This is a genomic window from Roseibium sp., from assembly GCF_965216085.1.
In the GTDB taxonomy this organism is placed as follows: Bacteria; Pseudomonadota; Alphaproteobacteria; order Rhizobiales; family Stappiaceae; genus Roseibium.
Window position 1 is genome coordinate 2,976,411 of the sequence record NZ_OZ244138.1, and the last position, 25,738, is coordinate 3,002,148.

Below are 25,738 nucleotides of genomic sequence, written 5' to 3' on the forward strand. Positions count from 1 at the left end.
TTATTTTTTACTTAACTGAAATTTTGTTAAGTTGCATAAATCAACTTAATTTCAGTTTATTTCTGCGCTGCTGCCGGACGCAGTACAACCAACTCGTCCGGGTGCACCAGGTTCAGATAAAGACGGGCCCGTTCGTCCAACATATCCGGATCGAGGCTTTCCGGGCGGAGCAAACTGACCCGCGCCACCAGTTCTTCCCGCTCCGCCGTCAGCAACTCAAGCTCACCTTCAAGTTCTGCAACTTGGCGTTCGATCATGGCCCGGCCAACCAGGCCAAGCTCCCCATTCATGGCATGAAACCCAAAATAGGCGAGCACCGCAATAGCAATTGCGGGCGTGATTAACCGGCGCAAAAAGGATTTTTTTCGCTGACGCGTAGCTGCTCGGGGCACTCTTTGGACCTTAAACACGGAACACTTGGTCTCTTGGTTGTTCCACTATGCCGTTTCAGGCTTAATAGATTCTTGCGATCCGGATTAAACTTGAATGCTTATCCCCAACACCGGGACCCTGACCATGGAAGGTTTTGTAAAAGAGCGGCAACAGATGGTGGACCGGCAAATCCGGGCCCGGGGCGTGGATGATGTCCGGGTTCTCGATGCCATGGTCAGCGTGCCACGCCATCTGTTTGTGGCGTCAGACGATAAGGAGCGGGCCTATCAGGATTGCCCGCTGCCGATCGGTCTCGGCCAAACGATTTCCCAGCCGTATGTCGTTGCTTATATGTGCGAGGCCCTCAGCCTGACAAAAACCTCCAAGGTGCTGGATGTCGGCACTGGTTCTGGGTATTCAGCTGCGGTTCTTTCCGAGTTGGCTGGCACGGTCATTGGCGTAGAACGCAAACCTGATCTTGTCGATCTGGCGAAAACCAACTTGGCCCGGGCCGGTTATGGCGCGATTGAAGTTCATTGTGCCGACGGCAGCATGGGGTATCTGAAGGAAGCTCCCTATGATGCCATCATGGTCGGCGCCGGCGCTCCGGCCACCCCGGACCAATTGCAGCAGCAGCTGGCGATTGGCGGACATTTGGTAATCCCCATTGGCCCGTCCCGCCATCATCAGATGCTCTGGCGGATCACCCGCATCTCCGAAGATGAATTTGACACCAAAAATCTTGGTGACGTCAGTTTTGTACCGCTGATCGGTGAAGACGGCTGGGAAGCAGGCTTCGATTAGATTTTCGATATGATTTGGTGCGCCCCAAAATCATACTGATGGCCGCAAGTCGGGTTCTAGGTGAATGCCGATGCCTTGAAACCCACTCGGGACACCACTTGCCATGCCCCTCTGGTCTGCGCGGAACCAATAAGCCCCCATTGGTGACTGGACTAGCTAATGACGTCAATCTGAATGCTTCAGCCCGCTAGCGGCCGTTTCAATCCATTTTCCAAGCTCTGCTTCACCAACATCTTGTGAAACGGAAGGATCGCAGCGAGGTAGGCGTGGCCAAAAATATTGTGACGCTGGCAGCAGGTGGACACATAGACCCGTGGCGACGGCCCTTTCCTACGGAAAATCGACAGCCGAAAATCCTGGTGCCAGTCATCTTCCCCTAAGAGAATTTCATCTTCGCGGATCTCATAAATCTTGAAAAACTGGATCCGGTCACCGGCCTGGAGTTCAGACACTTGTTTTTCAACCGCGTCTTTCGCCAGATCTTTGGTCGTCTTCAAACCAAAGGGGCGGACAACCTGATCTCTGAGTTTCAAGAGTTTTTGCGCCCAGGCCATGTCGATGGTGGTGAAATGCCCCCCCAACGCGCGGATGTCACATGCAAGTAGATCCGGTCGCGCTGACAGGTCACCGCTATATACATCCATGAAATCAATTGGCCGCCGATAAGCGTTGAGATGACTATCCAGTGGCAAAGTGTCGGCTGCAATCATGTGTCCGGCTCCTGACAAGCAGATTTGCCCGGATCATATAAGTAGAACCGCGTAACGCCACAGGCGCATTGCCGCAGGTAGGGAACGGCGAAAAACAAGGAGATCGCCGACCCGCGATGACCAGCGGCCGCCCTTAGGCAGCCGCCAACCTTGCCAGTTTGGTCAGGATCGTTGCAGCACCTTTGAGGCGTTTGTCCGTTTGCTCCCAGTCGCGCGTCAGAACCACTTTCTGATCCGGCCGGATTTTCGCCAAAACGCCTTGCTCGGCAATATAAGAAACAAGACCGGCCGGATTGGCGAATTCGCTGTTGCGGAAGGAGACCACAACCCCTTTTGGTCCCGCGTCGACCTTTTCGACATTGGCCTTGCGGCACAGCCCTTTGATGTAAACGATTTTCAGAAGATGCTGGACTTCTTCCGGTAGCGGGCCAAACCGGTCGATCAGCTCAGCGCCGAATGCATCGATTTCCTCTGCTTCCGTGACATCCCCAAGACGCCGGTAGAGCTGCAAACGCAATTGCAGATCGGCGACATAGTTTTCCGGGATCAGGACCGGCGTACCGATGTTTATCTGCGGCGACCATTGTTCCTCGCCAAAGTCCGCACCGCCATCTTTGAGCTGGGCAACCGCCTCTTCCAGCATTTGCTGGTAAAGCTCAAAACCCACTTCCTTGATGTGGCCCGATTGCTCTTCGCCAAGCAGGTTGCCCGCCCCGCGAATATCGAGATCGTGGCTGGCGAGCTGAAAGCCTGCCCCGAGAGTTTCCAGCGACTGCAAGACCTTCAATCGCCGTTCCGCGGTTGGTGTCAGGGTTTTGTTGGCCGGCACGGTGAACAGAGCATAAGCGCGGGTCTTGGAGCGCCCGACCCGACCGCGCAGCTGGTAAAGCTGGGACAGGCCGAACATATCCGCCCTGTGTACAATCAATGTGTTAGCCGTTGGAATATCAAGGCCGGATTCCACGATCGTGGTGGAGAGAAGCACGTTGTATTTGCCTTCATAAAAGGCATTCATGACGTCTTCCAGCTCGCCTGGCGGCATCTGACCATGGGCAACGGCGACTTTAAGCTCCGGAATATTGTCTTCCAGAAATTCCTTGCGCTCCGCCAAATCCGACAGGCGCGGACAGACATAAAAGCTCTGCCCGCCGCGGTAATGTTCTCTGAGCAGCGCTTCGCGCACCACCAACGGATCAAACGGCGACACGAAGGTTCTGACGGCCAGCCGGTCAACCGGCGGCGTCGCGATCAGCGAGAGTTCACGCACTCCGGTCAAAGCCAATTGCAGCGTGCGTGGGATTGGCGTTGCAGACAGGGTCAGGACGTGGATGTCCGACTTCAGTTCCTTCAGACGCTCTTTGTGCTTCACCCCGAAATGCTGTTCCTCGTCGATGACCAGCAACCCGAGATCGCGGAACTGAATGGATTTTCCAAGCAGCGCGTGCGTGCCAACAACGATGTCGACGGAGCCGTCGGCAACACCCTTCTTGGTTTGGGTCAGCTGCTTGGTGGGCACTAGCCGCGAGGCATGGGCGACATTAATGGGCAGACCATGAAAGCGCTCTGAAAACGTCTTGAAATGCTGGCGCGCCAGAAGTGTCGTCGGCACAACGACGGCTACCTGGCGCCCGGACATGGCGGCAAGAAATGCTGCGCGCAACGCCACTTCGGTCTTGCCGAACCCCACATCGCCGCAAACCAGCCGGTCCATGGGGCGCCCGGCAGAAAGATCTTCAAAAACCGCATCAATGGCGTTCAGCTGATCATCGGTTTCTTCATACGGGAATTTCGTGGCGAACTCGTCGTAGACCCCTTCCGGCGTTTCCACGACTGGCGCGGTTTTCAGGGCGCGTTCCGCCGCGGTTTTGATCAAACCGTCAGCGATTTCCAAAATCCGCTTTTTAAGTTTGGCCTTGCGCGCTTGCCAGGCTCCACCGCCAAGCTTGTCGAGCTGCGCTTCCTGATCTTCCGAGCCGTAGCGGGACAGAAGTTCGATGTTTTCAACCGGCAGATAGAGTTTGTCGCCACCGGCATATTGCAATTCCAGGCAATCATGCGGCGCGCCAATGGCTTCCACGGTTTTCAGGCCGATGAACCGGCCGATGCCGTGTTCGACGTGCACGACAAGATCGCCTTCTGACAGGCCTGTCGCCTCGGTGATGACATTGGCGCCCTTGGCCTTGCGGCGCGATTTGCGCACCAGCCGGTCACCCAGAATGTCCTGCTCGCCAATGAAGGCAATGTCCTTGAGTTCAAAACCGTGTTCGATACCCAATACACACAACGCCGAGGTCTTTTCCGGCAGTTCTTCGGCTTCCTGAAGCGTTTCCACATTTTGGACAGCGCCCAAGCCGTGATCACCCAGGATCTGTCCCAGCCGGTCGCGCGAACCATCGGACCAGCAGGCAATCACGGTGCGTTTGCCGCCCTTTTGCAGATCGCGGACATGGGTGGTCAGCGCGTCAAAAATGTTGACGTCGCCAGCTGTGCGTTCGGCGGCAAAACTGCGGCCCTGGCGGCCGCCGAGTTCGATCACCGCATTGCCGCTGCCCGGCGGCGGTGTGAAGGCATCAAGCGTCCCGGTTGCCCGGTCGGCCAGCGCGGCGGTCCATTCATCGGGGGTGAAATACAAAAGTTCCGGCGCTATCGGCATATATGGTACGGTTCCGGCGCCAGATCCCATTTCCCGGGCTTCTTCCCGCGCCTTATAATGCTCGCCGATCTGTTCAAGCCGTTCCCGAACGGCATCACCGCTGCTGGCATCCAGCACAACCGGGGCATCACCGATGAAATCGAACAGCGTTTCCAGCCGTTCATGAAACAGCGGCAGCCAATGCTCCATGCCCGCATAGCGGCGGCCGTCACTGATCGACTGATACAGCACATCATCCCGGCTGGCGGCGCCAAAACTTGCCAGATACGACCGGCGGAACCGGGAAACGGCCTCCTCGGACAGCACCACTTCGCTCATCGGCACCAGGTCGAGGCGCTTCAGCTGTTTGGAGGTGCGCTGAGTTTCTGGATTGAAGGAACGGATAGATTCCAGTGTATCGCCGAAAAAGTCGAGACGCACCGGTTCTTCCGCACCCGGAGCAAAGAGGTCAACAATGCCGCCGCGGACTGCGTATTCGCCTGTTTCCCGAACAGTTGGCGTCCGCGAAAAGCCGTTCATTTCCATCCAGTTGGAAATCGCAGCCATATCGATCTGATTGCCCGGCGCCATGGAGAGCGTCTGATCGGCCATGAAGGCGCGTTCCGGGATGCGTTGGACGGCCGCGTTCAAGGTGGTGACCAGAAGAACCTTACGGCCCTCTTCGATGCCGCGAGCCAGTTGACCAAGCGCAAGAAGACGGCGGGCACTGATCGCCGGGTTCGGCGACACCCGGTCATAAGGCAAACAATCCCAGGCCGGCAGCTGGATGATTTCCGCGCCCGGATCAAAGAAGCTCAATGCCTCGCTGATCATCGCCATGCGCGTTGCATCGCGCGCAATAAAGACCAGCGCCAGGCCGCTTGCCGAACTCTCATTCAAAAGCCGCGCAAGTGCATAGCTTTCCGCACCATCGGGCACGCCAGCCAACGTCACATTGGCCTGGTCCTTCAACAAGCTGTCGAACACAGCAACCGTCCTTGTTTTGTTATTTTTTGAAGCCTGCCGGTCCGGCAGCTTCATGATAGGCGATAATCTGCCGGTAGAGCGCACTGTCCCATTCATCCGGCAGCGGTTTGCGGCCCGTCATCCAGGCATACAAGTCCTGATCGTGCGCCGTCAGCAGATGCTCCAGTTCCTTGAGCTGCTCTGCATTGAGGTCGTCGATCATGGCATCCGCAAACCCGCCGAGCAGCAAATCCATTTCCTTCATGCCCCGGTGCCAGCAGCGGAACAGGATTTTTTTACGCCGCACATCCCGGCCGTGTGTTTCGTTGTCATTTGTCGCGCTGGGATGATCGGACATGGAAGGCCTTTGGAAGCTGAACCGGAAAACGGCAAATGCGAGATACGCAAGCCTAGCGGATAGAATGAAATCTGGCGACTGTATAGCGCTGAAATTTGGAAAAGTCAGTGCCGAAGTTCACAGATTGTTCTAATTGTTGCACTTAAGATGGAGTTCATGTCAGAACAGGATATCAAATCCGCTTTGCGGCCTGTCTGACTTAAGGTTTCCTCCCCTGAATGCGCCCTCCGGTTCTAGATCCGCTGTTTGCTCCGGTCTCCACACTTCCCGGCATTGGGCCGAAAATCGCCAAACTCGTCGCAGGGCTTGTTGGCAGCCAGCCGGATCGGGATGCGACTGTTGCCGATCTTTTGTTTCATATCCCGCACAGTCTGATCGACCGGCGTCACAAGCCGGGGATCGCCTATTCGGAAAACGGCGACATCGTCACGCTGGATGTCACCATCGGCCGGCATTCCGCCCCGCCCCGCCATTCCAAGGCGCCGTACAAGATCTCCGCTTATGATGAGACTGGCCAAATCACTTTTGTCTTTTTCCATTCAAGGCAAGACTGGCTTCTAAAAACCTTTCCGGAAGGCGAGCGGCGGATCGTCTCGGGCAAAGTGGAATGGTTTAATGACCGGCCACAAATGGTGCATCCGGATTATTCGGTCTCGCCGGAAGAAGCGGACCAGATGCCACCGATCGAGCCGGTCTATCCGCTGACCGCAGGCCTTGCCTCCAAAACACTGCAAAAGGCGATGAAGGCGGCGGTAGAGAAAATCCCGCGTCTGCCGGAATGGCTGAATGAACCGCATTTGCATCAAACCGCATGGCCGGATTTTGCTGAAGCTCTGGAAACCTTGCACGCGCCGAAGGAACGGCAAGATACTGAACCGCATTCGCCGTTCATGCAACGGCTTGCCTACGATGAACTTCTCGCCAGCCAGCTCGCGCTGGCACTCGTGCGCGCCAACATGCGCACTCTGGGCGGCATTGAACGGAAACCCCATGGCCACCTTCAGGCATCGGTGATCAACGCCCTGCCCTTTGAGCTGACCGACAGCCAGAAAAACGCCATCAAGGACATCAACGCCGACCTAGCAGAGCCGGTCCGCATGCTGCGTTTGCTGCAAGGCGATGTTGGTGCGGGCAAAACCGTTGTGGCCCTGGCAACACTCGCGCAAGTGATAGAAACCGGCGCGCAAGGCGGCCTGATGGCGCCAACCGAAATCCTCGCCCGCCAGCATTTTGCGTCCATGGAGCCGATTTGCGAAAAAGCCGGCATCCGCCTGGCGCTGATGACCGGCAAGGACACGCAAAAGGAACGCCGCCTGCTTCAGGAGAAGCTGGACGCAGGAGAAATTGACCTGGTGGTTGGCACTCACGCCTTGTTTCAGGGATCTGTCACGTTCAAAGACCTTGGGATGGTCGTAGTCGACGAACAGCACCGGTTCGGAGTGCACCAGCGGCTGGCGCTGTCAGCCAAGGGGCGCGGAGTCGATGTTCTGGTCATGACGGCAACACCCATCCCGCGCACACTTGTTCTGACCTGTTTTGGCGACATGGATGTCACCAAACTCACCGGCAAACCGGCTGGCCGCAAACCGATCAAGACGGTATCCGTCTCGCTTGACCGGCTGGAGGAGATCATCGGACGCGTCAGGGCGGCAACACGGGACGGCCAGAAGGTCTATTGGGTCTGCCCGCTGGTGGAAGAATCGGAAAAAATCGATCTGGCCGCAGTTGAGGATCGGCAGCGTGTCCTGGAACACATGCTCGGCCAGAAAGTCTCGCTGGTCCATGGCCGCATGAGCGCGGACGAAAAAGATGCCGCCATGGACGATTTCAAGTCCGGCCGAACCCGCATCCTAGTGGCAACCACGGTGATTGAAGTCGGTGTTGATGTTCCAGATGCCACCATTATTGTGATCGAGCATGCCGAAAGGTTCGGTCTGGCACAATTGCACCAGCTGCGCGGCCGGGTCGGGCGCGGCGACAAGCCGTCGTCTTGTGTGCTGCTTTACAAGAGCCCGCTTGGGGAAACAGCCGGTGCGCGCCTCAACATCATGCGCGAGACCAACGACGGGTTTCTGATTGCCGAAGAAGATTTGCGGCTCAGAGGCGGCGGGGAAATCCTCGGCACCCGCCAATCCGGCACGCCGGGCTTCCGGATCGCAAGGGCGGAGGACCATGCAGACCTGATGGAAGTGGCCCGAGACGATGCCCGGCTGATCCTGGAAACCGATCCGGATCTCAAAAGTCCGCGCGGCGAAGCCCTGCGTTGCCTGCTTTATCTCTTCGGCCGCGACGCCGCCATCCAGCTGCTGCGAGCGGGTTAGATTTTCAGTTTTTGATTTGATTGTAAGGCCAACTAATCGGCTCTCATACCTATCAGCTTGTCATCCCGGTTTGGCGCTCTCGCGCCAAGACCGGGATCCAGTACGCCATGTGGTTGGAGGCCAATAAACAAGCCCTTTCATGAGGTTACTGGATCCCAGCCTTCGCTGGGATGACAAGCTTTAGGGACAATTCAAACTGACCCACGTCACCCAGGAATTGTGTTGCCAACAGCCGGGTTTCTCTATCCAGAAACAAGCGCCCCGATTTCCCGGGCGCTCATATGCTCCAGCTGATCGAGCATGGTCCAGATTCGTACTCCCTCCTCGTCAAGACAGGCCTGCGCCTTGGTCTTCAGTTTCTCTTCCAAGACGGCAAGTGGCAGCGGCGCTGCGAGATCAAAGGAGACGGGACGGGTTTCGCCCGATTTCAGAGTCAAAACACCTTCGGATTGGAGATCGGTCAGCGTTTCGTCGCCGGTAACTGCGACTTTTTCCGCAAAGGCTGTGAGCTCCGGATCGATTGCCAGGTCATCTGTATAGAAGTTACGTGCACCGGTCGCATCTCCGCGCAAGGTCATGCCGGCAAGCCAGGCATAGCTGAATTTGACTTCTAGCCCAGTCCGCGGCTGTTTGATGTCGCAGACTTTCAACCACCTCGGATTTGTTTTGAGCGACAGGGCCGCAACATCCGAAAGAGCAATGCCGTCGCCCCTGACAAGCAGCAATCCTTCGATCATGGCATGAAGCCCGTGGCAGCAGGCATGAAGCTTGTATTTGTTGTCCTCAAACAAAAGGTTTCCCCCTGAAAGACCGTCCCAGCCGGCCGTTTCCAGCGGCACCCCAGCGTGATGGGTTTCTGCAAATCCCTGGTTTCCCATCAAGCCGTCATCGCAAGACGTCAAGCCGAGCGCCGCCAATTGTGCACATTCCACACCGTTGGACGCGGCTATGCCCGCATTATAAGGTTTGCCCATGGTGCCGAACTGCGATTTCAGGCCGGAAGCGCGGGTCGCGCAGAGGCCAATGGCCGCCCGCATCCGCTCTTGTGACAGGCCATAAAGGCGTCCGGCGGCAATCGTTGCGCCAAAAGCTCCGGCGGTTGCGGTCTGATGAAACCCGGTGTTGTAGTGGCGCGGGCCTAAAACAAGACCGATGCGGATCGCTGCCTCCGCACCAACTGCAAAGGCCGCGATCATGTCTGCAGCGCTGGCATCGACCTCTTCTGCGGCCGCCAAGGCTGCCGGAAAGATCCCGACCGACAGGTGGCCCACATGGGCGAAATGGGTATCGTCATAATCGAGCGCATGGCTTGCAGCGCCATTAACGAGCGCCGCCGTCCGTGCGGGCAGTTTCTGCCCCTGAAAAGTCGAGGCGGCTTCAATGCCCCCTTCCCGCGCTGCAAATTCCCGCAGTTTTTGGGACACAGGTTCTTCGGCTCCGGCCCTGCCGCAGACCAGCCAATCGAGCAGAGAGAACCGGGCCAGCCTGAGAGCCGTATCAGAGATTTCACCCGGAGCGATTTTGGAAAAAGCGATCAGATCATCAATGAACGGCATAAGAACTGGTTCCAGAAAGAAAGATTGTAAAGGACTTCACCCGCACCAGCGATATCGAATAAGCTTCGGCCTGTGAAGCAATTAGCGCCACGCCTGCCCTGGCTAACTTTCACATATATTTGGAATATAGGAGAGCCTCTATGAATAAGCGTGCTGTCTGCCCGCCGGCTTTTCAAGCCGCTGCCAAAGCGATGAATGCATCTCCGGCAATCCTATCCTGCAACCACCTGTTTTTAACCGGCATGACCGGGAGCCGAGCCGATGGGTCCATGCCAGGCGACCCGCATGAGCAGTTCCGCAACGCCTTCGAAAAGATCAACGCAATACTCGCCGAAGAAAATCTCAATTTTTCAGCAGTCGTCGAAATGACGAGCTACCACGTCGCCTTGCACCAACACTTTGATGTTTTTAGTGCCGTGAGGTCAGAGTACGTCCAAGTACCATCTCCCGCCTGGACGGCTGTAGAAGTCGCAGGACTGCGGCGTAAAGGCGCACTCGTCGAAATCCGGGTCATTGCAGACGCGCGCTGCTAGGCATCCTCGGTCTTCTTCAGCCGCTCCGCCTGTTTCGGGTCAACGACCAGATCTTCGACAAGTTCGGGATACTCCGGGCTGACGAGGCCTGCGGAAATCACCAATTTGGCAGCATCTTCGACACTCATGTTGAGCTCAATGACGTCTGCTTTTGGAACAAAAAGCAAAAAACCCGACGTCGGGTTCGGCGTGGTCGGAAGAAACACCGAAACGGTCTCGGCCATATTTTTGAGCTGCGACGACACTTCGCCCTTGGTTTCGGTCGAAATGAACACGATGGCCCACAAGCCGCGGCGCGGATATTCGATCAGAGCCGCTTTGTTGAAACTGGTCCCGCGTTGATCAAGTGCTGTCTGAAAGATCTGCTTTAAGCCACTGTAAATATTACGAACCAGCGGCATACGGCCAACGAGATTTTCGCCGAAATTGATCAGGCTACGGCCCAAGAAATTCGCCGCCAGAAAGCCGATGATCGTCAGCGCAAATATCGCGACGATCAAACCAAAGCCAGGAATGGAAAACGGCAGATAGGTTTCCGGGTTATAGTTGGCGGGCACGAAGGGTTTTACCCAGCCGTCGACCCATTTGATGAACGTCCAGGTGAGCCACAAAGTGATCCCGATCGGACCGGTGATGACCAAGCCTGTCAGAAAATAATTCCGCAAACGCGTCGCTGCACCCGGCCGGTGGGGTACCAATAGCTCGTCATCTGCACTATGTTTCTTGCTCATCGGCGAAACCTGATCATCGTCTCTTAGAGTTCCCGTTTTGCATCCAGCCATAAGCTAGATAAGTATCATTGTCGCGGCGCGGTATCCTTCGTTCGAATAAATTTTCAGCGAAGTCCCCGCAAAATGCCGAAATCGGAGGCACGAGTGCACCGGAGCACGTTTATACTACTTGGATTGGCTTGTGTGGCGGTGGGCATCATCGGAGCTTTTTTACCGATTTTACCCAGCACGATTTTTTTCATTGCCGCTGCGGCCTGTTTCGCACGGTCTTCTCCCCGGCTTGAACAAAAAATCCTCGAACATCCTATTGTAGGCCCGTCGGTGGTCGCCTGGCGCCATCATGGTGCCATTCCGCCCATGGCAAAATTCTATGCGGTCGGCGGCATGACACTCGGATTTGCTGTGTTCTATTGGTCCGCTGCGCCAGCACCCTGGCTCGCGGTCTTAGTTGCCCTGGGAATTACGGCGTGTGCGATCTACGTGGTGACCCGTCCGTCTGGGCCCAAATCAGCATCCGATAAGGCTGGTGACCCTGGCACCAACAGTGCGCCTTCAGACGTCGGGAATTAGCCGTTTTCCGAAGGCTGCCGACGTTTCAAGCGCATAATCCATGTCCCCGTAAAACCTGTGTACGGCGTCATTGTCCTTGCGCACGAACAGATTGATCTTTGGACATCCAAGGCTGGTCAGATAATCTTCGCACTGTTGCATAAGGTTGCGGCCATACCCGCCGCCCTGATGCGCCGGATCGACACTTAGATAATAAACCGCACCACGATGGCCATCATACCCGGTCATCACCGAGCCAATGACGGTCTGATCTTTTATCAACACAAACAAACGGCTGGCGTCCACACTGAGGCACCGGTCAATGTCCTTGTCCGGATCATTCCAGGCGCGCACCAGACCGCATTTCTTCCAAAGTGTGATAACATCCTGGCGGTGCTGTTCCTCGAACAGAACGATGACTGACTTATCCGCATCCGGCATGATTATTCCACCGTCACCGACTTGGCGAGATTGCGTGGCTGATCGACATCCGTCCCCATGAAAACCGCCGTGTGATAGGCGATCATTTGAACAGGCAAAGCGTAGATGATGGGCGCGACAATGTCCGACATCTCTGGCAAGATCACCGTATCTTTCGCTGCATTGCCGCTTTCAGACGCCCCTTTTTCATCCGTAATCAGAATGATGCGTCCGCCGCGTGCCGCCACTTCCTGCATGTTGGAGACGGTTTTTTCGAAAATTCCGTCATGAGGCGCGATCACAAACACCGGAATGTTCTCATCGATCAATGCAATCGGGCCATGCTTCAGCTCACCGGCCGCATAGCCTTCGGCGTGAATGTAGGACAGCTCTTTCAGCTTAAGCGCGCCTTCCAGCGCCAGCGGATAGCTGGTCGACCGGCCGAGATAGAGCGCGTTTGTCGCCTGCGACAGCGGCTGGGAGAGTTTTTCAATCGCGGTTTCACTGGCGAGCGCCTTCAAGGCCAGGCTTGGAACTTCTGTGAGTTCGGCAACCAGCTTTTTCTCGTCTTCTGCGGACAGAACACCGCGTTCGCGGCCAGCCTGCAAAGCAAGCGCTGCCAATACGGCCAACTGGCACGTAAAGGCCTTGGTGGACGCGACGCCAATCTCAGGGCCTGCAATCGTCTGGAAAACCACATCGGCTTCGCGGGCAATCGTGCTTTCCGGCACATTGACCACCGCACCGATCGATGCCCCCTGCTCCTTGCAGTAGCGCAAGGAGGCCAGAGTGTCCGCCGTTTCCCCGGACTGCGAGATGAACAGCGCGCTGTCCTTGTCGCTCATCGGCGTTTCACGGTAGCGGAACTCACTGGCGATATCGATATCCACCGGCAGGCGGGCATATTTTTCAAACCAGTATTTGGACACAAGGCCTGCCAGATATGCTGTGCCGCAAGCCGAAATAACCAGGCGGGACAAGCCCTTAAATTGGATCTTGTCCGCACCTGGCACCTTTGCGGTCTGGGCACCGTAATCCAGATACCGCGACAGCGTATGGCCGAGCACCTCCGGCTGCTCATGGATTTCCTTGGCCATGAAGTGCTTGTAATTGCCTTTATCCATCAGGGCAGCCGTCACCGAAGACCGCGCCTCCGGACGGCTTACCGGCTGATTGTCCGCATTGTAGATCTGATGGGATGACCGGGTCAGCACCACCCAATCGCCTTCATCGAGATAGGTGATCCGGTCGGTAAAGGGCGACAAGGCAATGGCATCGGAGCCCAGGAACATTTCCCCATCCCCATGTCCGACGGCAAGCGGAGAGCCTTTGCGGGCGCCGATCATCAAATCCTGTTCACCGGCAAACAGCATGGCCAGCGCAAAAGCGCCGTTCAGCCGCGGTAAAACTGTGGCGGCGGCATCTGTTGGAGAGGCGCCTTTGGCGATCTCAAGGTCCAGCAAATGGGCGACGACTTCCGTGTCGGTTTCTGTTTCCAGCACCGCGCCGGCGGCAGATACCTCCTCGCGCAGATCAAGATAATTCTCGATAATCCCATTATGGACCACAGCGACGGACCCAGCCTGGTGCGGATGAGCATTTCCGACAGTCGGAGCCCCGTGGGTCGCCCACCTTGTGTGACCGATGCCGCTAGTGCCCGCCAATGGTGCGTTTTCAAGCGCTGTTTCGAGATTACGCAGTTTGCCTTCGGCCCGGCGGCGCATCAGGGCACCATCAACGAGCGTGGCAACGCCGGCAGAATCATATCCGCGGTATTCCAGCCTCTTGAGCGAATCCACCAACCTTGGCGCCGCAGCAACCCCGCCCAAAATGCCTACAATTCCGCACATGCAGCTAATCCCTTACCCAAACACAATCGAGTGACCGCCCCGGTTTAGACGAGGCAGCGTTAAAAACTGAAATCAAACCCTGTTTCAGAAAATGACAAGGCTCATCCGGTCCTGACCACCGTCAGGATTTCTGATCCTTGGCTCTTTTGAGTTTTTCCCGGAGGACCTTGGCCATGCCGTCTTTTGCTTGCTGGCGGCTACGGCCAAACGCCATGGCGTCGCTTGCAACATCCTTGGTGATCACGCTGCCTGCCGCAACAAATGCGCCCTCTCCCAAGGAAACTGGAGCGACCAATGTCGAATTCGAACCGACAAAAGTTCCTGGGCCAATTTCAGTCCGGTGTTTCAAAAAACCGTCGTAATTACAGGTAATCGTGCCAGCACCAATGTTGCTTTTTGCGCCAACGCTGGCATCCCCCACGTAACTCAAATGGTTGGCCTTTGCGCCCTCACCGAACTTAGCATTTTTGGCTTCCACAAAGTTGCCAACCCGCACGCCTTTGCCAAGCTCGGTTCCGGGCCGAAGGCGGGCATAGGGCCCGACCACCGCGCCACTGCTCACGGAGGCACCTTCCAGATGACTGAATGCCCGAATGTGCGCACCGGAACGGATCTTCACTCCTGGACCAAAAACCACATTTTGTTCAATGATCACATCGGCTTCGACAACTGTGTCATGCGCAAAAAAGACCGTATCCGGCGCCAGCAGCGTGACGCCGTTGCCGAGCACTTCTGTCCGCTTGCGCGCCTGGAAATCGGCTTCGCACGCGGCCAATTGCGCGCGGGTATTTATCCCTTGTGTTTCCACTTCTGAGCCCGCGACCGCGACCACTTTCAGACCACGTTCATTTGCGATCTCGACCGCATCGGTCAGATAGTATTCACCCTTCACATTATCATTGCCGATCGCCCGCATCAGGTCCAAGGCATGATTTCCGGCAAAACCCATGATCCCCGAATTGCAGAACGTGATCTGACGCTCTGCATCGCTGGCATCTTTTTCTTCGCGGATCGCCAACAAGCGGCCGTCTTTCATCAACAACCGGCCATATCCGTGAGGCGTTTTTGTCTCGAAGCCAAGCACAACGAGATCTGCGCCCTCAGCCAAAGCATCACGGACTTTGGTGATGGTATCCGACGTCACCAAAGGCGTATCACCAAACAGCACCAGAACATCATCAGCTGGTGCTTCCATCGCTGATGATGCAGCAAGCGCAGCATGCGCCGTTCCGAGCCTGTCGGTCTGGACAAAACACTGTGCGGCAGCGGCCAGTTTGGCGACAAGGTTTTCAAGATCCGGCATGTCTGGGCCTGTAACAACAGACACCCGCTCTGATCCCGCGTCTGCGAGGCCTTTCAAGACATGGCCAACAAGAGGCAGCCCACCAATCTCATGCATGACCTTCGGAAGATCCGATTTCATACGTGTGCCGAGGCCAGCGGCCAGAACCACAGAGTGACAGCTTCGCGATGTCATTGATGTCCCAACTCTTTCAACTTGAAAAGCAAAGATAGATGATTTGGCCTCTATATGCCCCGATCCACAGAACATTGAAAGATCAGAACTCTCCTCAGTGCATATTACCGTTTCATTAACCATATTCAGCGCCAAATGGACTACCTTTCGAAGGATTCGAAACGAGAATCGGGAACCAGGAACGTTGAAGGCGGCACCGGCCAAAAAACCGATGCGGGATACAATCCGCGACACCCTCACGCCCTCGCGTGTCGGGCTGCTGTCTTGGGCTTTTGCCGCCCTTGCCATGGGCACAGTTGGCATGGCGTCCTACAAATTCAGTTCCACATCCCTCAGCCCCCCTCAGACCGCCTACCGGATATCAGGCATTCAATTGCCGCCGGATGGAGACGTGACCGCAACCGGATCAATTCGGTCTGGAACACGCGGCGAACCGATTGAAGTCTTGCGCCTGCCAGGAGAAACCTCCTCTGGCACACTAAGTGCGCTTGAACAAAGCCAAATCACCGTCCTTCAAGAACAAATTGCCCGGCTGCGCCGCCGCTTGAGCACAATGAGTGCGCAGAACGACGCCTATTCACGGCGGTTAGCTGCTCTTGAAGCCGAAATTGCAAATCCGGCAGAGCGTGCCTCCGGCACCAAACCGGGCGCAAAAAGCCAAACAACAGCTTCTTTCCTGTCTGGATCCAGTTCTCGTGAATTGGCGGATGCCTCGCACGTTAAGCGGCCCATGGCGCCTCTGCCCAAACCGACAAAGATGGCGGACGCTTCTGCCGCCAAACCGGCACTCATGGCGTCTGCCGAGACCATGAAAGATGAACAGGCCGCAGGACGCCGCCCGGCGTCCCGGCGGATTAATCTTCACACGGGACAGCGGGCTCCAGAGCTTCCCATTCCAGCTTCGCAGCAAGCGCCGGTGAAAATTGTTCAGCTGCCTCCAGCAGACACCAATGGATCATTGGCGACCGGTTCCATTCCGCAACAGCCTGGACTGCAGCCTCTGCAGGAATTTGACAGCACACCGGCCAGCACCACCTTGCGGCCAAAGGTTATTGCGCCATCAGATGCGGCCGGCACCTTACGCGGCGGCGGACGCAGCACGCTCAAGCGCAGTGACTTTGGTGCGATTGTTGGCCATTTCTCGTCGCTCGCCGAAGCTGCAAACGCCTGGTCCAAGTTCAAGGAACAAAACGAAGAACGCATGCGCGATCTGCGTCCTTTGATCAAAAACCGCTCGGCGCAAGGTGGCGTATCGCTTTTGGTCGGTCCGTTTGGCAATGCGGCCGATGCTGCAGCGGCCTGCTTCTATCTTCTTGATGTCACAGATCTGTGCCAACCGGCGCTTTATGCGGGTGCACCTATGATCGCGGCCTCGGACTTTCCGCAAACAACTTACTAAAATCTCCCGAGATTATGACGGTCTTGAACCGGCCTGAAACTGTGGTTCAGACCTTGCAAGAGTTTGCCACCTACGGAAATCTCGCGCGGGCGCCTGCCGCTGATTAGCCGATGTATTGGAACGCTGGGAACGTCTCCAGCAGCCAGTAAGAGAACACGGCCATCTGACCTGTCAGGAACATGATGCCGGTGAGCACTAGGATCCCGCCCATGGTTTTTTCAACCGCACCCATGTGTTTGCGGAACCGCTTCATGAAGCGCAGGAACGGTCCGGCAAACAAAGCGGCCAACAAAAACGGAATGCCAAGCCCCATGGCATAGGCGGACAGGAGAATGGTGCCTTGAAGCACGGTGTCCTTTGCCCCGGCAACAAACAGGATGGCTGCCAGGATCGGCCCCACACACGGCGTCCAGCCGAACCCAAAGGCCAATCCGATCACATAGGCTCCGAGCGGACCTGCCGGCTTCTTATCGACATGAACGCGCGCTTCCTTGTAAAGCAGCCCAATTTTGAAAACGCCAAGGAAATGCAGCCCCATAACGATGATGGCAGCCCCTGCAATGTATCCAAGATAGTCGAGATATGTCCGGATAAATTGGCCGAGGAAACTGGCTGTAGCGCCCAGAAGGACAAACACTGTCGAAAACCCGAGAACAAAGACGACGGCACTGAAGAAGACGCGCCGCGACGCGTCCCCGTCTGCGTCATCCTCACCGGTCAGCTGATCGAGAGACACACCCGCCAGATAACCAAGGTAGGGCGGAACCAACGGCAAAACACAGGGGGAAACAAACGACAAAATGCCTGCAAGCACGGCGCCGATAATGGTTACGTCCTGTATCATTCCTGTTTCCACCAGTTCTATTTATTGCGCTCAAGCAAGCACTTCTTCCACCCGGCGCTTCGAACGCTATGTACCCGGCTTCACCAAAGTGCACAAACACGAATTGCTCACCATTTGGAGAGCTGCCCTCAAATTCTTCAAGCTTGCTGGTGTTGTGCCGAGAGGCAACCCTTTCAGGCTCCTGCCGCTAATTCAAATAGCCTTGTTCGCGATAAAAATGTAGTGCGCCAAGATGAAGCGGGGCAATCGTCTTGGGATTGGCTAATTCCGCCCTTTGCAGGTACTCAAGTGCAGGATGGGCTGTGCGGAAGTCTTCAAAGTCACCAAAGACCGACCGGACAACGGTGTCGACGACCGCTTCGGGCATGGTTTTGGTAGTCATCACTAAAGCCGGTGTCCCAAAGGTCGCAACCACGCTTTGCCCTTCATAAGTCTCGTCTGGAACGACTGCTTTCCGATAAAATGCAGCATCTTCAAGCATGGCTGAGATTATTTGATCATCAAGCTCAATGAAGCGGATGCCGCATTGCTCCTGTGTATCTTCAACCACACCGGCTGGGTGGCCAATAAAAACAAAATAACCATCTATGGCTCCAGTGCACAGCGCCTCTCCTAGTCCCGACAAGTCTTGGCGGGTAAAGTGCCGTTGCTCAATATCAGTCCAACCAGACAGCTCTGCGATTTGCTTCCATGTTGCCGCTGAACCGGACCCCGCAGGGCCGATGTTGACCCGTTTTCCCTTCAAGTCTGTCAATGATTGAACATTGGAGGTTTCACGCACGACGATCGTCGCCAATTCCACGTGCAGCCCCAAAACTGTTCGAAGATCTGAAAATGGACCTTTATCTCCAAACACAGAGGTTCCTGAATAGGCGTGATGCAGCCAGTCGGCCTGGATGATGGCAAAATCCGTTTTTCCGGATCGAAGGTCTTCCAAGTTGCCTATTGATCCCCTGCCGGGTTCAGCCGCGCAGCGTATGCCGTGTTCAGCACGTGTTTCATTGATACTGCGGCAGATGGCATTCCCGGTTGGAAAGTAAACACCGGTTACACTGCCCGTTCCAAGTGTCATGAACATCTGGTCCCGTGCCTCAGCATTGCCGCCAAGAAGGGCCAAACCTATCCCAATAAAGATCGTTAGATTTCGAACAAACAGCACGGCTGCTCTCATGACGGCAAACTGGAGCTTGAAGAAAACCGCTGTCAAACTGCTGCAATCACTTAGCACCACCGCCCCCAAAATATCTTTCGTAGCGTTAGCGGTAAGCCATACCAAACACAGCCACCAGAAGATAGTTGGCAAGCGCGATCACGGTTTGGTGCACAGAGATGTCAGATGAAGACGTTCGGGATGGGAAAGTTCAATTCTTTTTCAGGCAACCTTCTCATGGGTACCAATTGGCTTTTTAATTTCAATTTCAAAGAAAAACACCGGCCGCCATTGGCCGGTGGCAATCGCGAGGCCTTAGTTGATCCGCCCTCCTTCGATCACCGCAAAAATCTCGCCTTTTAGCGTTTCTTCGGATTCGCCATTGCGCAGCCCTTCCCGCCATTGATCAATGATCAATCGCAGGCTTAACGTATCCCTGTTGTTGGGAAGGTCATCGATGAACCCTTTGAAGAATCCATCCAGGCGTTCTCTATCGACTGCCCCTTGATCGATCAGGGCGTGAATCAGAGTCATCGTCGCAGCGATGTGCCCTTTCACAAAATCGAACTCGATCGAGTTCATCTGTGTCTCTTTCGTTGTTGAATGCATGTCACCTCTCACAGTCCCAAACAAGTTACATGACAATGCATCGGGCCGCCACCTGACACTTTTAGCAGTACAACGGAATGATTTTTCTTAAAATTAAACTCAACTTAAATGTATGCATTGTTACTCTGAGACACTTTTTTGCCACATACATTTTTTTACATAGAGAATTACTTCAACCACACAATGAACACTTCATTGGTAGGATTTTTGACACGAATTTCTGTTTTTCTATCTGCACTCCCCGCATTTTTTGCAGGCCTGTTGAAAAAAACGAAATTGCCTCTTGCATTGTCCCCAGTGTCAGCATAAACACAGCGCCACCGACGCGGTGCGGCGCAAACGAAGCGCTTCCCAAGTCGGATTTGGTGGGAGCCGATAGCTCAGCTGGTAGAGCAACTGACTTTTAATCAGTAGGTCCAGGGTTCGAACCCCTGTCGGCTCACCAAATCTTCAAAAAAACTTAGCAGAAATTTTATAGCGTGCAATTCTTGGAAATTGCAATTTTTGCGCTTGGCAATGTCATTTTTGACATATTCCACAGAAATACGCTGCATATACCTGACATCGCCCAGTAATAATTGACGTGGAGTCTCTTTAGCCAGCCCAGCGGTATTGGAATATATAACTAGGCCACTCACTTTTAAGAGTATGGCGATACACAACTAGCCTTATGTAGTTTTGACTTTCCTTTGCTTTCTCCTGCTCTTTGCGGACACCGTTGGCGCACGCAAAAAGGCTCCAGAATTATCCGGAGCCTTTCTGTATTTAGGTCAGATAACTATGTCTTTAAAAGCTGCTTATGGTCCGCTTAGCCACTAGGAGGCTGTCTGAGAGCCTTCTTCCGCTGGCACGCTCGGAGTATCGCCGAACCAGCCTTTGACCGTTTCACGCATGGTCTGAAGCGACGCATAAAGGATCGGGATAAGGATCACGCCAATTGTCGTGGCGAAGAACATGCCGCCAAAAACGGCAAAACCGATCGCGTTCTGACTGGCCGCGCCAGCGCTGGAGGCTGTCATCAGCGGCACAACACCCAACAGGAACGACAAAGCTGTCATCATGACGGCTCGGAACCTCAGATGTGCGGCCTCAATCGCCGCTTCCTTGACCGACTTGCCACTATCCCTTTGTTCCATGGCGAATTCCACGATCAAGATCGCATTCTTCGCCCCAAGGCCAATCAGCATGATCATCCCGATCTGCGTATAGAGATTGATATCTCCACCCGTCACGAACACTGCGACCAACGCACCGAGCAGTGCGATGGTCACCGACATCAAAATGGCCACTGGCATGGTCCAGCTCTCATATTGAGCAACCAGGAAGAGATAGGTGAAGATCACCGACAGAATGAGGATGAAGGTAACAATTGCTCCAGCACCCTGCTGCTGGGCTGCTGTTCCCGTCCATTCGTAGGTATAGCCCGGCGGTACAGCTTCTGCTGCGGCTGCCTCCATACCACTGATGACCACACCTGTTGAAGCTCCTGGAGCTGGATCGGCCATGACTGCCGCGGACCGGAACAGGTTGTAGCGCGTCAGGATTTGAGGCCCCAACACATTTTCCGTCGTCACCAAACTCCGAATGGGGACCATCGTGCCGGTATCTGATCGCACATAGAGATTGCCAATATCTTCGATCCGATCCCGGAATCGGCCATCGGCCTGGATCATGACCTTGTACACCCGGCCGAAAATATTGAAGTCGTTGATATAGTAGGATCCAAGATAGGCCTGAAGCCCAGTGAAGACCTCAGAGACGTTTACCTGAAGGGTTTTTGCTTTTTCCCGGTCCAGATCGACAAAGACTTGCGGCACGTTCGCGCGGAACGTCGAATAGGCCCGGCCAATATCAGGGTTCTGATTTGCGGAATAGACCAGTGATCCTGTCGCAGATGCAAGATCTTGTGGTGTCCCGCCGCCGGTCTGCTGCAGCATCAGCTGCACACCGCCAGTGGTGCCCAGGCCCGGGATGGGCGGTGGATTGAAGGCGATGATATTGGCGCCCGGAATGGCGGAAAACTGTGCCCAGAACTTAGCGAGAATGTCATTGATATGAAGGCCAGGATCCTGGCGTTCATCCCAGCCGGTCATGGTGGCAATAACAAGAGCCGAATTTGACGACGTCGCACTGTTCAAAATGGAATAGCCATTCACGACAGTCACATCCCGAACACCTGGTGTATCGCGTGCCAGCTGAATGACTTGATCGGTGACCTTTTCAGTCCGTTCAAGCGCCGCACCATCAGGAAGTTGGATATCGACCATGAGATACCCTTGATCTTCCAACGGCAAAAACCCTTGTGGCAATGAGCCGCCGAGCACCAGGATCATGGCAATCGCTCCGGCAACAGCGGCGACCCCAAGGAATGCCATTTTCACCAATTGCCGGACGATCGCTGTGTAGCCATCCCGGATCGATGTGATGCCTCGGTCGAACATGCCCATGATGCCTTTCGGCGGGCCGGACCGCGGCTTAAGCACAAGTCCGCACAGCGCCGGTGACAGGGTCAAAGCGTTGATCGACGAGATCACAACAGAGACTGAAATCGTGGCGGCGAACTGGGAATATAGCCGTCCAGTAATTCCAGGCATAAAGATGGTTGGCACGAAAACCGCTAGCAACACCAAGGTCGTCGCAATGACCGGCCCGGTGATCTGACCCATCGCCTTTTCGGTTGCCTCCTTGGGCGGCAACCCTTCCTCGGCCATAATGCGTTCGACGTTCTCCACCACGACAATGGCGTCATCGACCACGATCCCGATGGCCAGCACCAACGCGAATAATGAAATTGTGTTCAGGGACATGCCGAAAGCAAGCAGAACAGCAAAAGTGCCGATAAGGGAAACAGGAATGGCAACTGTTGGGATGATGGTTGCCCGCCAGTTGGCAAGGAAGATGAAAACCACAGACACAACAAGCAAGAAGGTCAGGAACAAGGTTGAAATCACATCGTTCAAAGACTGCTGAACAAAGTCGGTCGTATTGAACGGAACCTTGTATTCCATGTCTTCCGGGAAGTTTTCCGCCAAAGCGTCGAGACGTTCCAGAACGGCGTCAGCAACAGCCAGCGCGTTGGCACCCGGCGCCTGGTAGATCGCCAGAACCGTTGACGGCTGGCCGTTAAATTCCCCGCTGGCGTTGTAGAACTGCGCTCCAAGTTCAACCCGGGCAACATCGCCGATTGTGACCACAGCGCCGTCGGACCCTGTCCGCAGAACAATCTTCTCGAATTCTTCAGCGGTCGCCAGACGGCCCTTGGCTTTGATGGTGTATTGGAACTGCTGCCCATCCGGCACCGGCGGGGCGCCGATCTGGCCGGCGGCCACCTGAATGTTCTGGTCCCGCACCGCGTTGATGAAATCGGTCGGTGTCATGCCGAGGCTTGCCAAACGGTCTGGATCCAGCCAGATCCGCATGCCGTAGGCGAAATCTGTCATGACGTTGGCGCGGCCAACCCCTTGGACACGAGCCAGCGTATCCTTCAGGTTGATCGAGGCGTAGTTCGACAAGAACACTTCGTCATAAGTGCCATTCGGCGAAAACAGTGTGACAACCAGCAGCATGTTGGTGCTGGCTTTCTGAACCGTCACACCACTCTGTGTCACTTCCGACGGCAACTGGCTGGTTGCCTGGGATACACGGTTTTGTGTGTTGACGGTTGCGATGTCCGGATCTGTTCCAACAGCAAATGTCACATTGAGTGAATAGTTGCCGCTGTCGTTGCCTGTCGACTGCATATAAAGCATGTCGTCAACGCCATTGACCTGCGCCTCGATCGGCGCGGCGACCGTTTCTTCCAAAACTTCCGCGTTTGCGCCGGTGTAATTGGCGGTTACGTTGACGACAGGGGGCGTGATGTCAGGAAACTGCTCAACCGGCAGGGACACATAGCCCAAGAGGCCGGCCAGCGTGATCACGATAGAAATAACCAGCGCGAATTTCGGCCGGTAGATAAAAAAGCTTGAAAACATTTAGCTTTGCTCCACCGGCTTGGTCGCAGGAACTGGATCAACTTCGACGCCCGGCCGCACTTTTTGAAGGCCTTCAACAATCACTTCTTCGCCTTCGTCCAGGCCTTTGTTGACAACAAAAGTCGTGTCCACCTGCTGACCAAGCTCGAGGTATTTCTGTGCTACCTTTTTGTCGGCTGTGATTGCCAAAACAAACGGCCCTTGCTGATCACGCTGGATGGCGGACTGCGGCACAACAAGCGCCTCTTCAGCCTTAGGCGCTTCAAGGATCACGGTGACATAGGTTCCAGCGAGAAGACGGAGATCTTCGTTTGTAAACTTACCGCGGAAAGCAATCGTCCCGGTTGTCGGGTCAATCTCATTGTCGATGTAAACGATTTTGCCGGTGTCGGTGTATTCTTTGCCATTCGGCAAAACCAGTTTGATATCCGGTGATTTATCAGGGCTGATATCGGCGGGGCTAAAACCGTGGGTCTGTACCGCGTTCAGATATTCCGATTCGCTGACCGAAAAATTCACATAAACCGGTGCGAGGCGGATCAGCTTGACCAGCGCTTGCGTATTTGGCCCAACCACCTCACCGACACTGTAGGTCGTCTTACCGATTTGCCCAGGGAACGGAGCAGCAATGTCGGTGTAGCTCAGATTGAGCTCAGCTTGTTGCAGCGCGGATTGGGAAGCAGCAACCGAAGCATCGGCCTGCTGCTTTTGCGCCAGCGTCGCCTCGTAGGCTGCTTCCGAAACATGCCCTTTTTGGAAAAGATCCTTGTCGCGTTTTTCGTCAGCGGCTTTTAGGGCCGCATCTGCTTTGGCGCTTGCGACATCGGCTTTAGCCTTAGCAAGGGCTGCTTCATATTCGGCTTTTTCGATGGTGAATAGCGCGTCGCCTTCTTTCACCATTGAGCCGTCTGGGACTTTCTTTTCTTCCAAGAAACCGCTCACACGAGCAATCAGGTCAACCTGATCCACCGCTGCGATCTGACCGACGAACCGGGCACTGTCCCGGACATCGGTCTTGATCACCTTTTCAACGGTCACCGACGGCGGCGGCGGTGCAGCCTGCTGCTCTGCGGTGTTATCGGAACACCCGGCCAGAAACACTGCCGCCAGGACCGGCAGAATTGCAAAGCGGGATTTGAGGCCAGAACGCTCAGGATGCATACGAGTAGGCTCCGCAACTGTTGGCCAGGGCGGCCATTATGATCAATTGCGTTCACTATAGAAGGACTTACGGTTTCAACAAGGGTTTATTCTCCGACAATGCGGAGCAAATGTGTGAAACTGCAAAGGGTTTTTGGCCAATGGGCTCCCGATTGAAACACCACTAAGCTTTAAACACCTAAATCAATTCCAGTGTTGGTTGCCACTGTGTGTTCACAAGTGCCCCACTACGAGTTTTCCGGCATAACTAGGGCTGCAAATCCAAAAATCGCACAAAACTAGCCGCAACAACCGTCCGCCATGCCCGAACCGTTTTGTGGGTCAATAGTCAGTCCGCACCCGCCCAGCGTGACCAATTGTTCTTCTGCATTATTGTTTCCGATAAACGGCTTCACAAGAAAACTCGCCTCGGCTTGTTCCTTAGATTGTTTCCAAGTGTAGATCACCTTCTCTTGTTTTTGTGTTTCCACTCCAGTTATCGCAAAGACAACGTTCGCCATTCCTCCTGGGATCAAACTTCCGTCAGCCGATAATGGCGCTCCTGTGAGCACTCCGTTTGGAACGCTCTCTTCCTGTATAATAAGAGAAAGAACTTTATCTATGTAGGTGTAGTTGTTCATCCGTCTTGCACTCCTTTCCGGTCGATCAGCAAATCCTACGGTAGTTTGCGGCGCTTCGGAGAAGTCCAATACAAGCGTTCTAGCGGCCAGATCCAACTCGCAAGTTGGTGCAGCGTGGGTAACCATCCATTCGGACGTGGATGTTAACGGAGAAGAAGCCATTGACGCGTTCGAGCTTTCAGCTTCAGCGATGCCGCTGACAATAGCGGCGGTCATACAGGTTAACCCGAAAACAAGGGCTCTTTTGAAACTGTGCCGGCTTCGCCCAGTAATTGGTAATTGCATAAGACCGATGTCCTGTATGAGTTTGAATGAATAGCGGATCATACAATGGAGATTCATAAGTAACTTAACTACTGGCATCGATGTATATCCGTTGCGTTGAAAAGATACCCTTCTTCACAATACCAACTGACCGAAATCCAGGACTCCACCAATTCCATTAGCCCAATAGGCTCAAAGATTGATCCACTCCAAAGAGACCTGCCTTTTTCATCAGAACCCGAACACAAATAAGTCTTGTCATTCAGATAATTGCTAAAAATGGGTTATTTTCCGACAATGTGGAACAAATGTGTGAAACCGCAAGGGTAGTTTCAACGCCCGGAAAAGATGCTGAAGCATCCAGATGTGGTGATTTAGATGTTTGGGCCGATTAGGCAACTCAACATGCGAAAGGTCTGACACCAGTCAGAACAAGCG

At 54.9% G+C, this 25,738-nt stretch carries 20 protein-coding genes and 1 tRNA gene; 6 read left to right on the forward strand and 15 right to left on the reverse strand.

Going from position 1 to position 25,738, the window contains the following annotated elements; translation table 11 throughout:
• Window positions 1-56: 56 nt before the first annotated feature.
• Window positions 57-353, reverse strand: a complete 297-nt coding sequence (locus ACOOFE_RS14055) for an FtsB family cell division protein (protein WP_420415498.1) — start codon at window positions 351-353, stop codon at window positions 57-59.
• 133 nt (window positions 354-486) lie between these two features.
• Here ACOOFE_RS14055 and ACOOFE_RS14060 point away from each other — a divergent pair, with 133 nt between their 5' ends.
• Window positions 487-1,176 (forward strand): protein-L-isoaspartate(D-aspartate) O-methyltransferase, encoded by a 690-nt coding sequence (locus tag ACOOFE_RS14060; RefSeq protein WP_420415499.1) that lies wholly within the window; start codon window positions 487-489, stop codon window positions 1,174-1,176.
• A 179-nt stretch (window positions 1,177-1,355) separates the two neighbouring features.
• On the opposite strand, the gene ACOOFE_RS14065 is transcribed toward ACOOFE_RS14060, so the two are convergent.
• From ACOOFE_RS14065 to ACOOFE_RS14075, 3 genes are all read right to left on the reverse strand, one after another.
• Window positions 1,356-1,886: a DUF2867 domain-containing protein gene (locus ACOOFE_RS14065; protein WP_420415500.1), complete on the reverse strand. Its 531-nt coding sequence runs from the start codon at window positions 1,884-1,886 to the stop codon at window positions 1,356-1,358.
• A 133-nt stretch (window positions 1,887-2,019) separates the two neighbouring features.
• Window positions 2,020-5,505: a transcription-repair coupling factor gene (mfd, locus tag ACOOFE_RS14070; protein ID WP_420415501.1), complete on the reverse strand. Its 3,486-nt coding sequence runs from the start codon at window positions 5,503-5,505 to the stop codon at window positions 2,020-2,022.
• A gap of 19 nt (window positions 5,506-5,524) precedes the next feature.
• Complete coding sequence (locus tag ACOOFE_RS14075; RefSeq protein ID WP_420415502.1) at window positions 5,525-5,842, reverse strand: succinate dehydrogenase assembly factor 2; 318 nt, start codon at window positions 5,840-5,842, stop codon at window positions 5,525-5,527.
• 218 nt (window positions 5,843-6,060) lie between these two features.
• Here ACOOFE_RS14075 and recG point away from each other — a divergent pair, with 218 nt between their 5' ends.
• Entirely contained in the window at window positions 6,061-8,163 is a 2,103-nt protein-coding gene (gene recG, locus ACOOFE_RS14080; RefSeq protein ID WP_420415503.1) for an ATP-dependent DNA helicase RecG, read from the forward strand.
• Between the two features lie 242 nt (window positions 8,164-8,405).
• On the opposite strand, the gene ACOOFE_RS14085 is transcribed toward recG, so the two are convergent.
• A complete protein-coding gene (locus ACOOFE_RS14085; protein ID WP_420415504.1) occupies window positions 8,406-9,719 on the reverse strand; it encodes an MmgE/PrpD family protein in 1,314 nt (437 codons plus the stop codon).
• Between the two features lie 140 nt (window positions 9,720-9,859).
• Between ACOOFE_RS14085 and ACOOFE_RS14090 the strand changes: the two genes are divergently transcribed.
• Complete coding sequence (locus ACOOFE_RS14090; protein ID WP_420415505.1) at window positions 9,860-10,252, forward strand: RidA family protein; 393 nt, start codon at window positions 9,860-9,862, stop codon at window positions 10,250-10,252.
• On the opposite strand, the gene ACOOFE_RS14095 is transcribed toward ACOOFE_RS14090, so the two are convergent.
• Entirely contained in the window at window positions 10,249-10,983 is a 735-nt protein-coding gene (locus ACOOFE_RS14095) for a DUF502 domain-containing protein (RefSeq protein WP_141186908.1), read from the reverse strand. The two genes, ACOOFE_RS14090 and ACOOFE_RS14095, sit on opposite strands and share 4 nt — an antisense overlap.
• A gap of 123 nt (window positions 10,984-11,106) precedes the next feature.
• Between ACOOFE_RS14095 and ACOOFE_RS14100 the strand changes: the two genes are divergently transcribed.
• Window positions 11,107-11,553 carry a YbaN family protein gene (locus ACOOFE_RS14100; protein ID WP_420415506.1) on the forward strand — a complete coding sequence of 149 codons (447 nt, stop codon included), beginning with the start codon at window positions 11,107-11,109 and terminating at the stop codon, window positions 11,551-11,553.
• Here the strand turns inward: ACOOFE_RS14100 and ACOOFE_RS14105 are convergent.
• The 3 genes from ACOOFE_RS14105 to glmU form a co-directional block, all read right to left on the reverse strand.
• Entirely contained in the window at window positions 11,536-11,973 is a 438-nt protein-coding gene (locus ACOOFE_RS14105; RefSeq protein ID WP_420415507.1) for a GNAT family acetyltransferase, read from the reverse strand. The two genes, ACOOFE_RS14100 and ACOOFE_RS14105, sit on opposite strands and share 18 nt — an antisense overlap.
• Before the next feature lie 2 nt (window positions 11,974-11,975).
• Window positions 11,976-13,802 carry a glutamine--fructose-6-phosphate transaminase (isomerizing) gene (glmS, locus tag ACOOFE_RS14110; RefSeq protein WP_420415508.1) on the reverse strand — a complete coding sequence of 609 codons (1,827 nt, stop codon included), beginning with the start codon at window positions 13,800-13,802 and terminating at the stop codon, window positions 11,976-11,978.
• Window positions 13,803-13,923: 121 nt separating this feature from the next.
• Window positions 13,924-15,279, reverse strand: a complete 1,356-nt coding sequence (gene glmU / locus ACOOFE_RS14115; protein ID WP_420415509.1) for a bifunctional UDP-N-acetylglucosamine diphosphorylase/glucosamine-1-phosphate N-acetyltransferase GlmU — start codon at window positions 15,277-15,279, stop codon at window positions 13,924-13,926.
• 184 nt (window positions 15,280-15,463) lie between these two features.
• Here glmU and ACOOFE_RS14120 point away from each other — a divergent pair, with 184 nt between their 5' ends.
• The gene (locus tag ACOOFE_RS14120) at window positions 15,464-16,678 is read left to right on the forward strand and encodes a hypothetical protein (protein WP_420415510.1); all 1,215 of its coding nucleotides are present in this window, start codon (window positions 15,464-15,466) and stop codon (window positions 16,676-16,678) included.
• Between the two features lie 103 nt (window positions 16,679-16,781).
• Here the strand turns inward: ACOOFE_RS14120 and ACOOFE_RS14125 are convergent, their stop codons facing one another.
• The 3 genes from ACOOFE_RS14125 to ACOOFE_RS14135 form a co-directional block, all read right to left on the reverse strand.
• Window positions 16,782-17,522 carry a cytochrome c biogenesis CcdA family protein gene (locus tag ACOOFE_RS14125; protein ID WP_420415511.1) on the reverse strand — a complete coding sequence of 247 codons (741 nt, stop codon included), beginning with the start codon at window positions 17,520-17,522 and terminating at the stop codon, window positions 16,782-16,784.
• Between the two features lie 187 nt (window positions 17,523-17,709).
• A complete protein-coding gene (locus ACOOFE_RS14130; RefSeq protein WP_420415512.1) occupies window positions 17,710-18,681 on the reverse strand; it encodes a TAXI family TRAP transporter solute-binding subunit in 972 nt (323 codons plus the stop codon).
• 306 nt (window positions 18,682-18,987) lie between these two features.
• A complete protein-coding gene (locus ACOOFE_RS14135; protein WP_209010723.1) occupies window positions 18,988-19,281 on the reverse strand; it encodes a hypothetical protein in 294 nt (97 codons plus the stop codon).
• Window positions 19,282-19,650: 369 nt separating this feature from the next.
• On the opposite strand from ACOOFE_RS14135, the gene ACOOFE_RS14140 reads away from it, so the two are divergent.
• Window positions 19,651-19,726 (forward strand) — tRNA-Lys (locus tag ACOOFE_RS14140).
• A 370-nt stretch (window positions 19,727-20,096) separates the two neighbouring features.
• On the opposite strand, the gene ACOOFE_RS14145 is transcribed toward ACOOFE_RS14140, so the two are convergent.
• The 3 genes from ACOOFE_RS14145 to ACOOFE_RS14155 form a co-directional block, all read right to left on the reverse strand.
• Window positions 20,097-23,255: an efflux RND transporter permease subunit gene (locus ACOOFE_RS14145; protein ID WP_420415513.1), complete on the reverse strand. Its 3,159-nt coding sequence runs from the start codon at window positions 23,253-23,255 to the stop codon at window positions 20,097-20,099.
• Window positions 23,256-24,416, reverse strand: a complete 1,161-nt coding sequence (locus ACOOFE_RS14150) for an efflux RND transporter periplasmic adaptor subunit (RefSeq protein ID WP_420415514.1) — start codon at window positions 24,414-24,416, stop codon at window positions 23,256-23,258. It lies immediately after the preceding gene.
• Window positions 24,417-24,694: 278 nt separating this feature from the next.
• The gene (locus tag ACOOFE_RS14155; protein ID WP_420415515.1) at window positions 24,695-25,252 is read right to left on the reverse strand and encodes a hypothetical protein; all 558 of its coding nucleotides are present in this window, start codon (window positions 25,250-25,252) and stop codon (window positions 24,695-24,697) included.
• Between the last annotated feature and the right edge of the window lie 486 nt (window positions 25,253-25,738).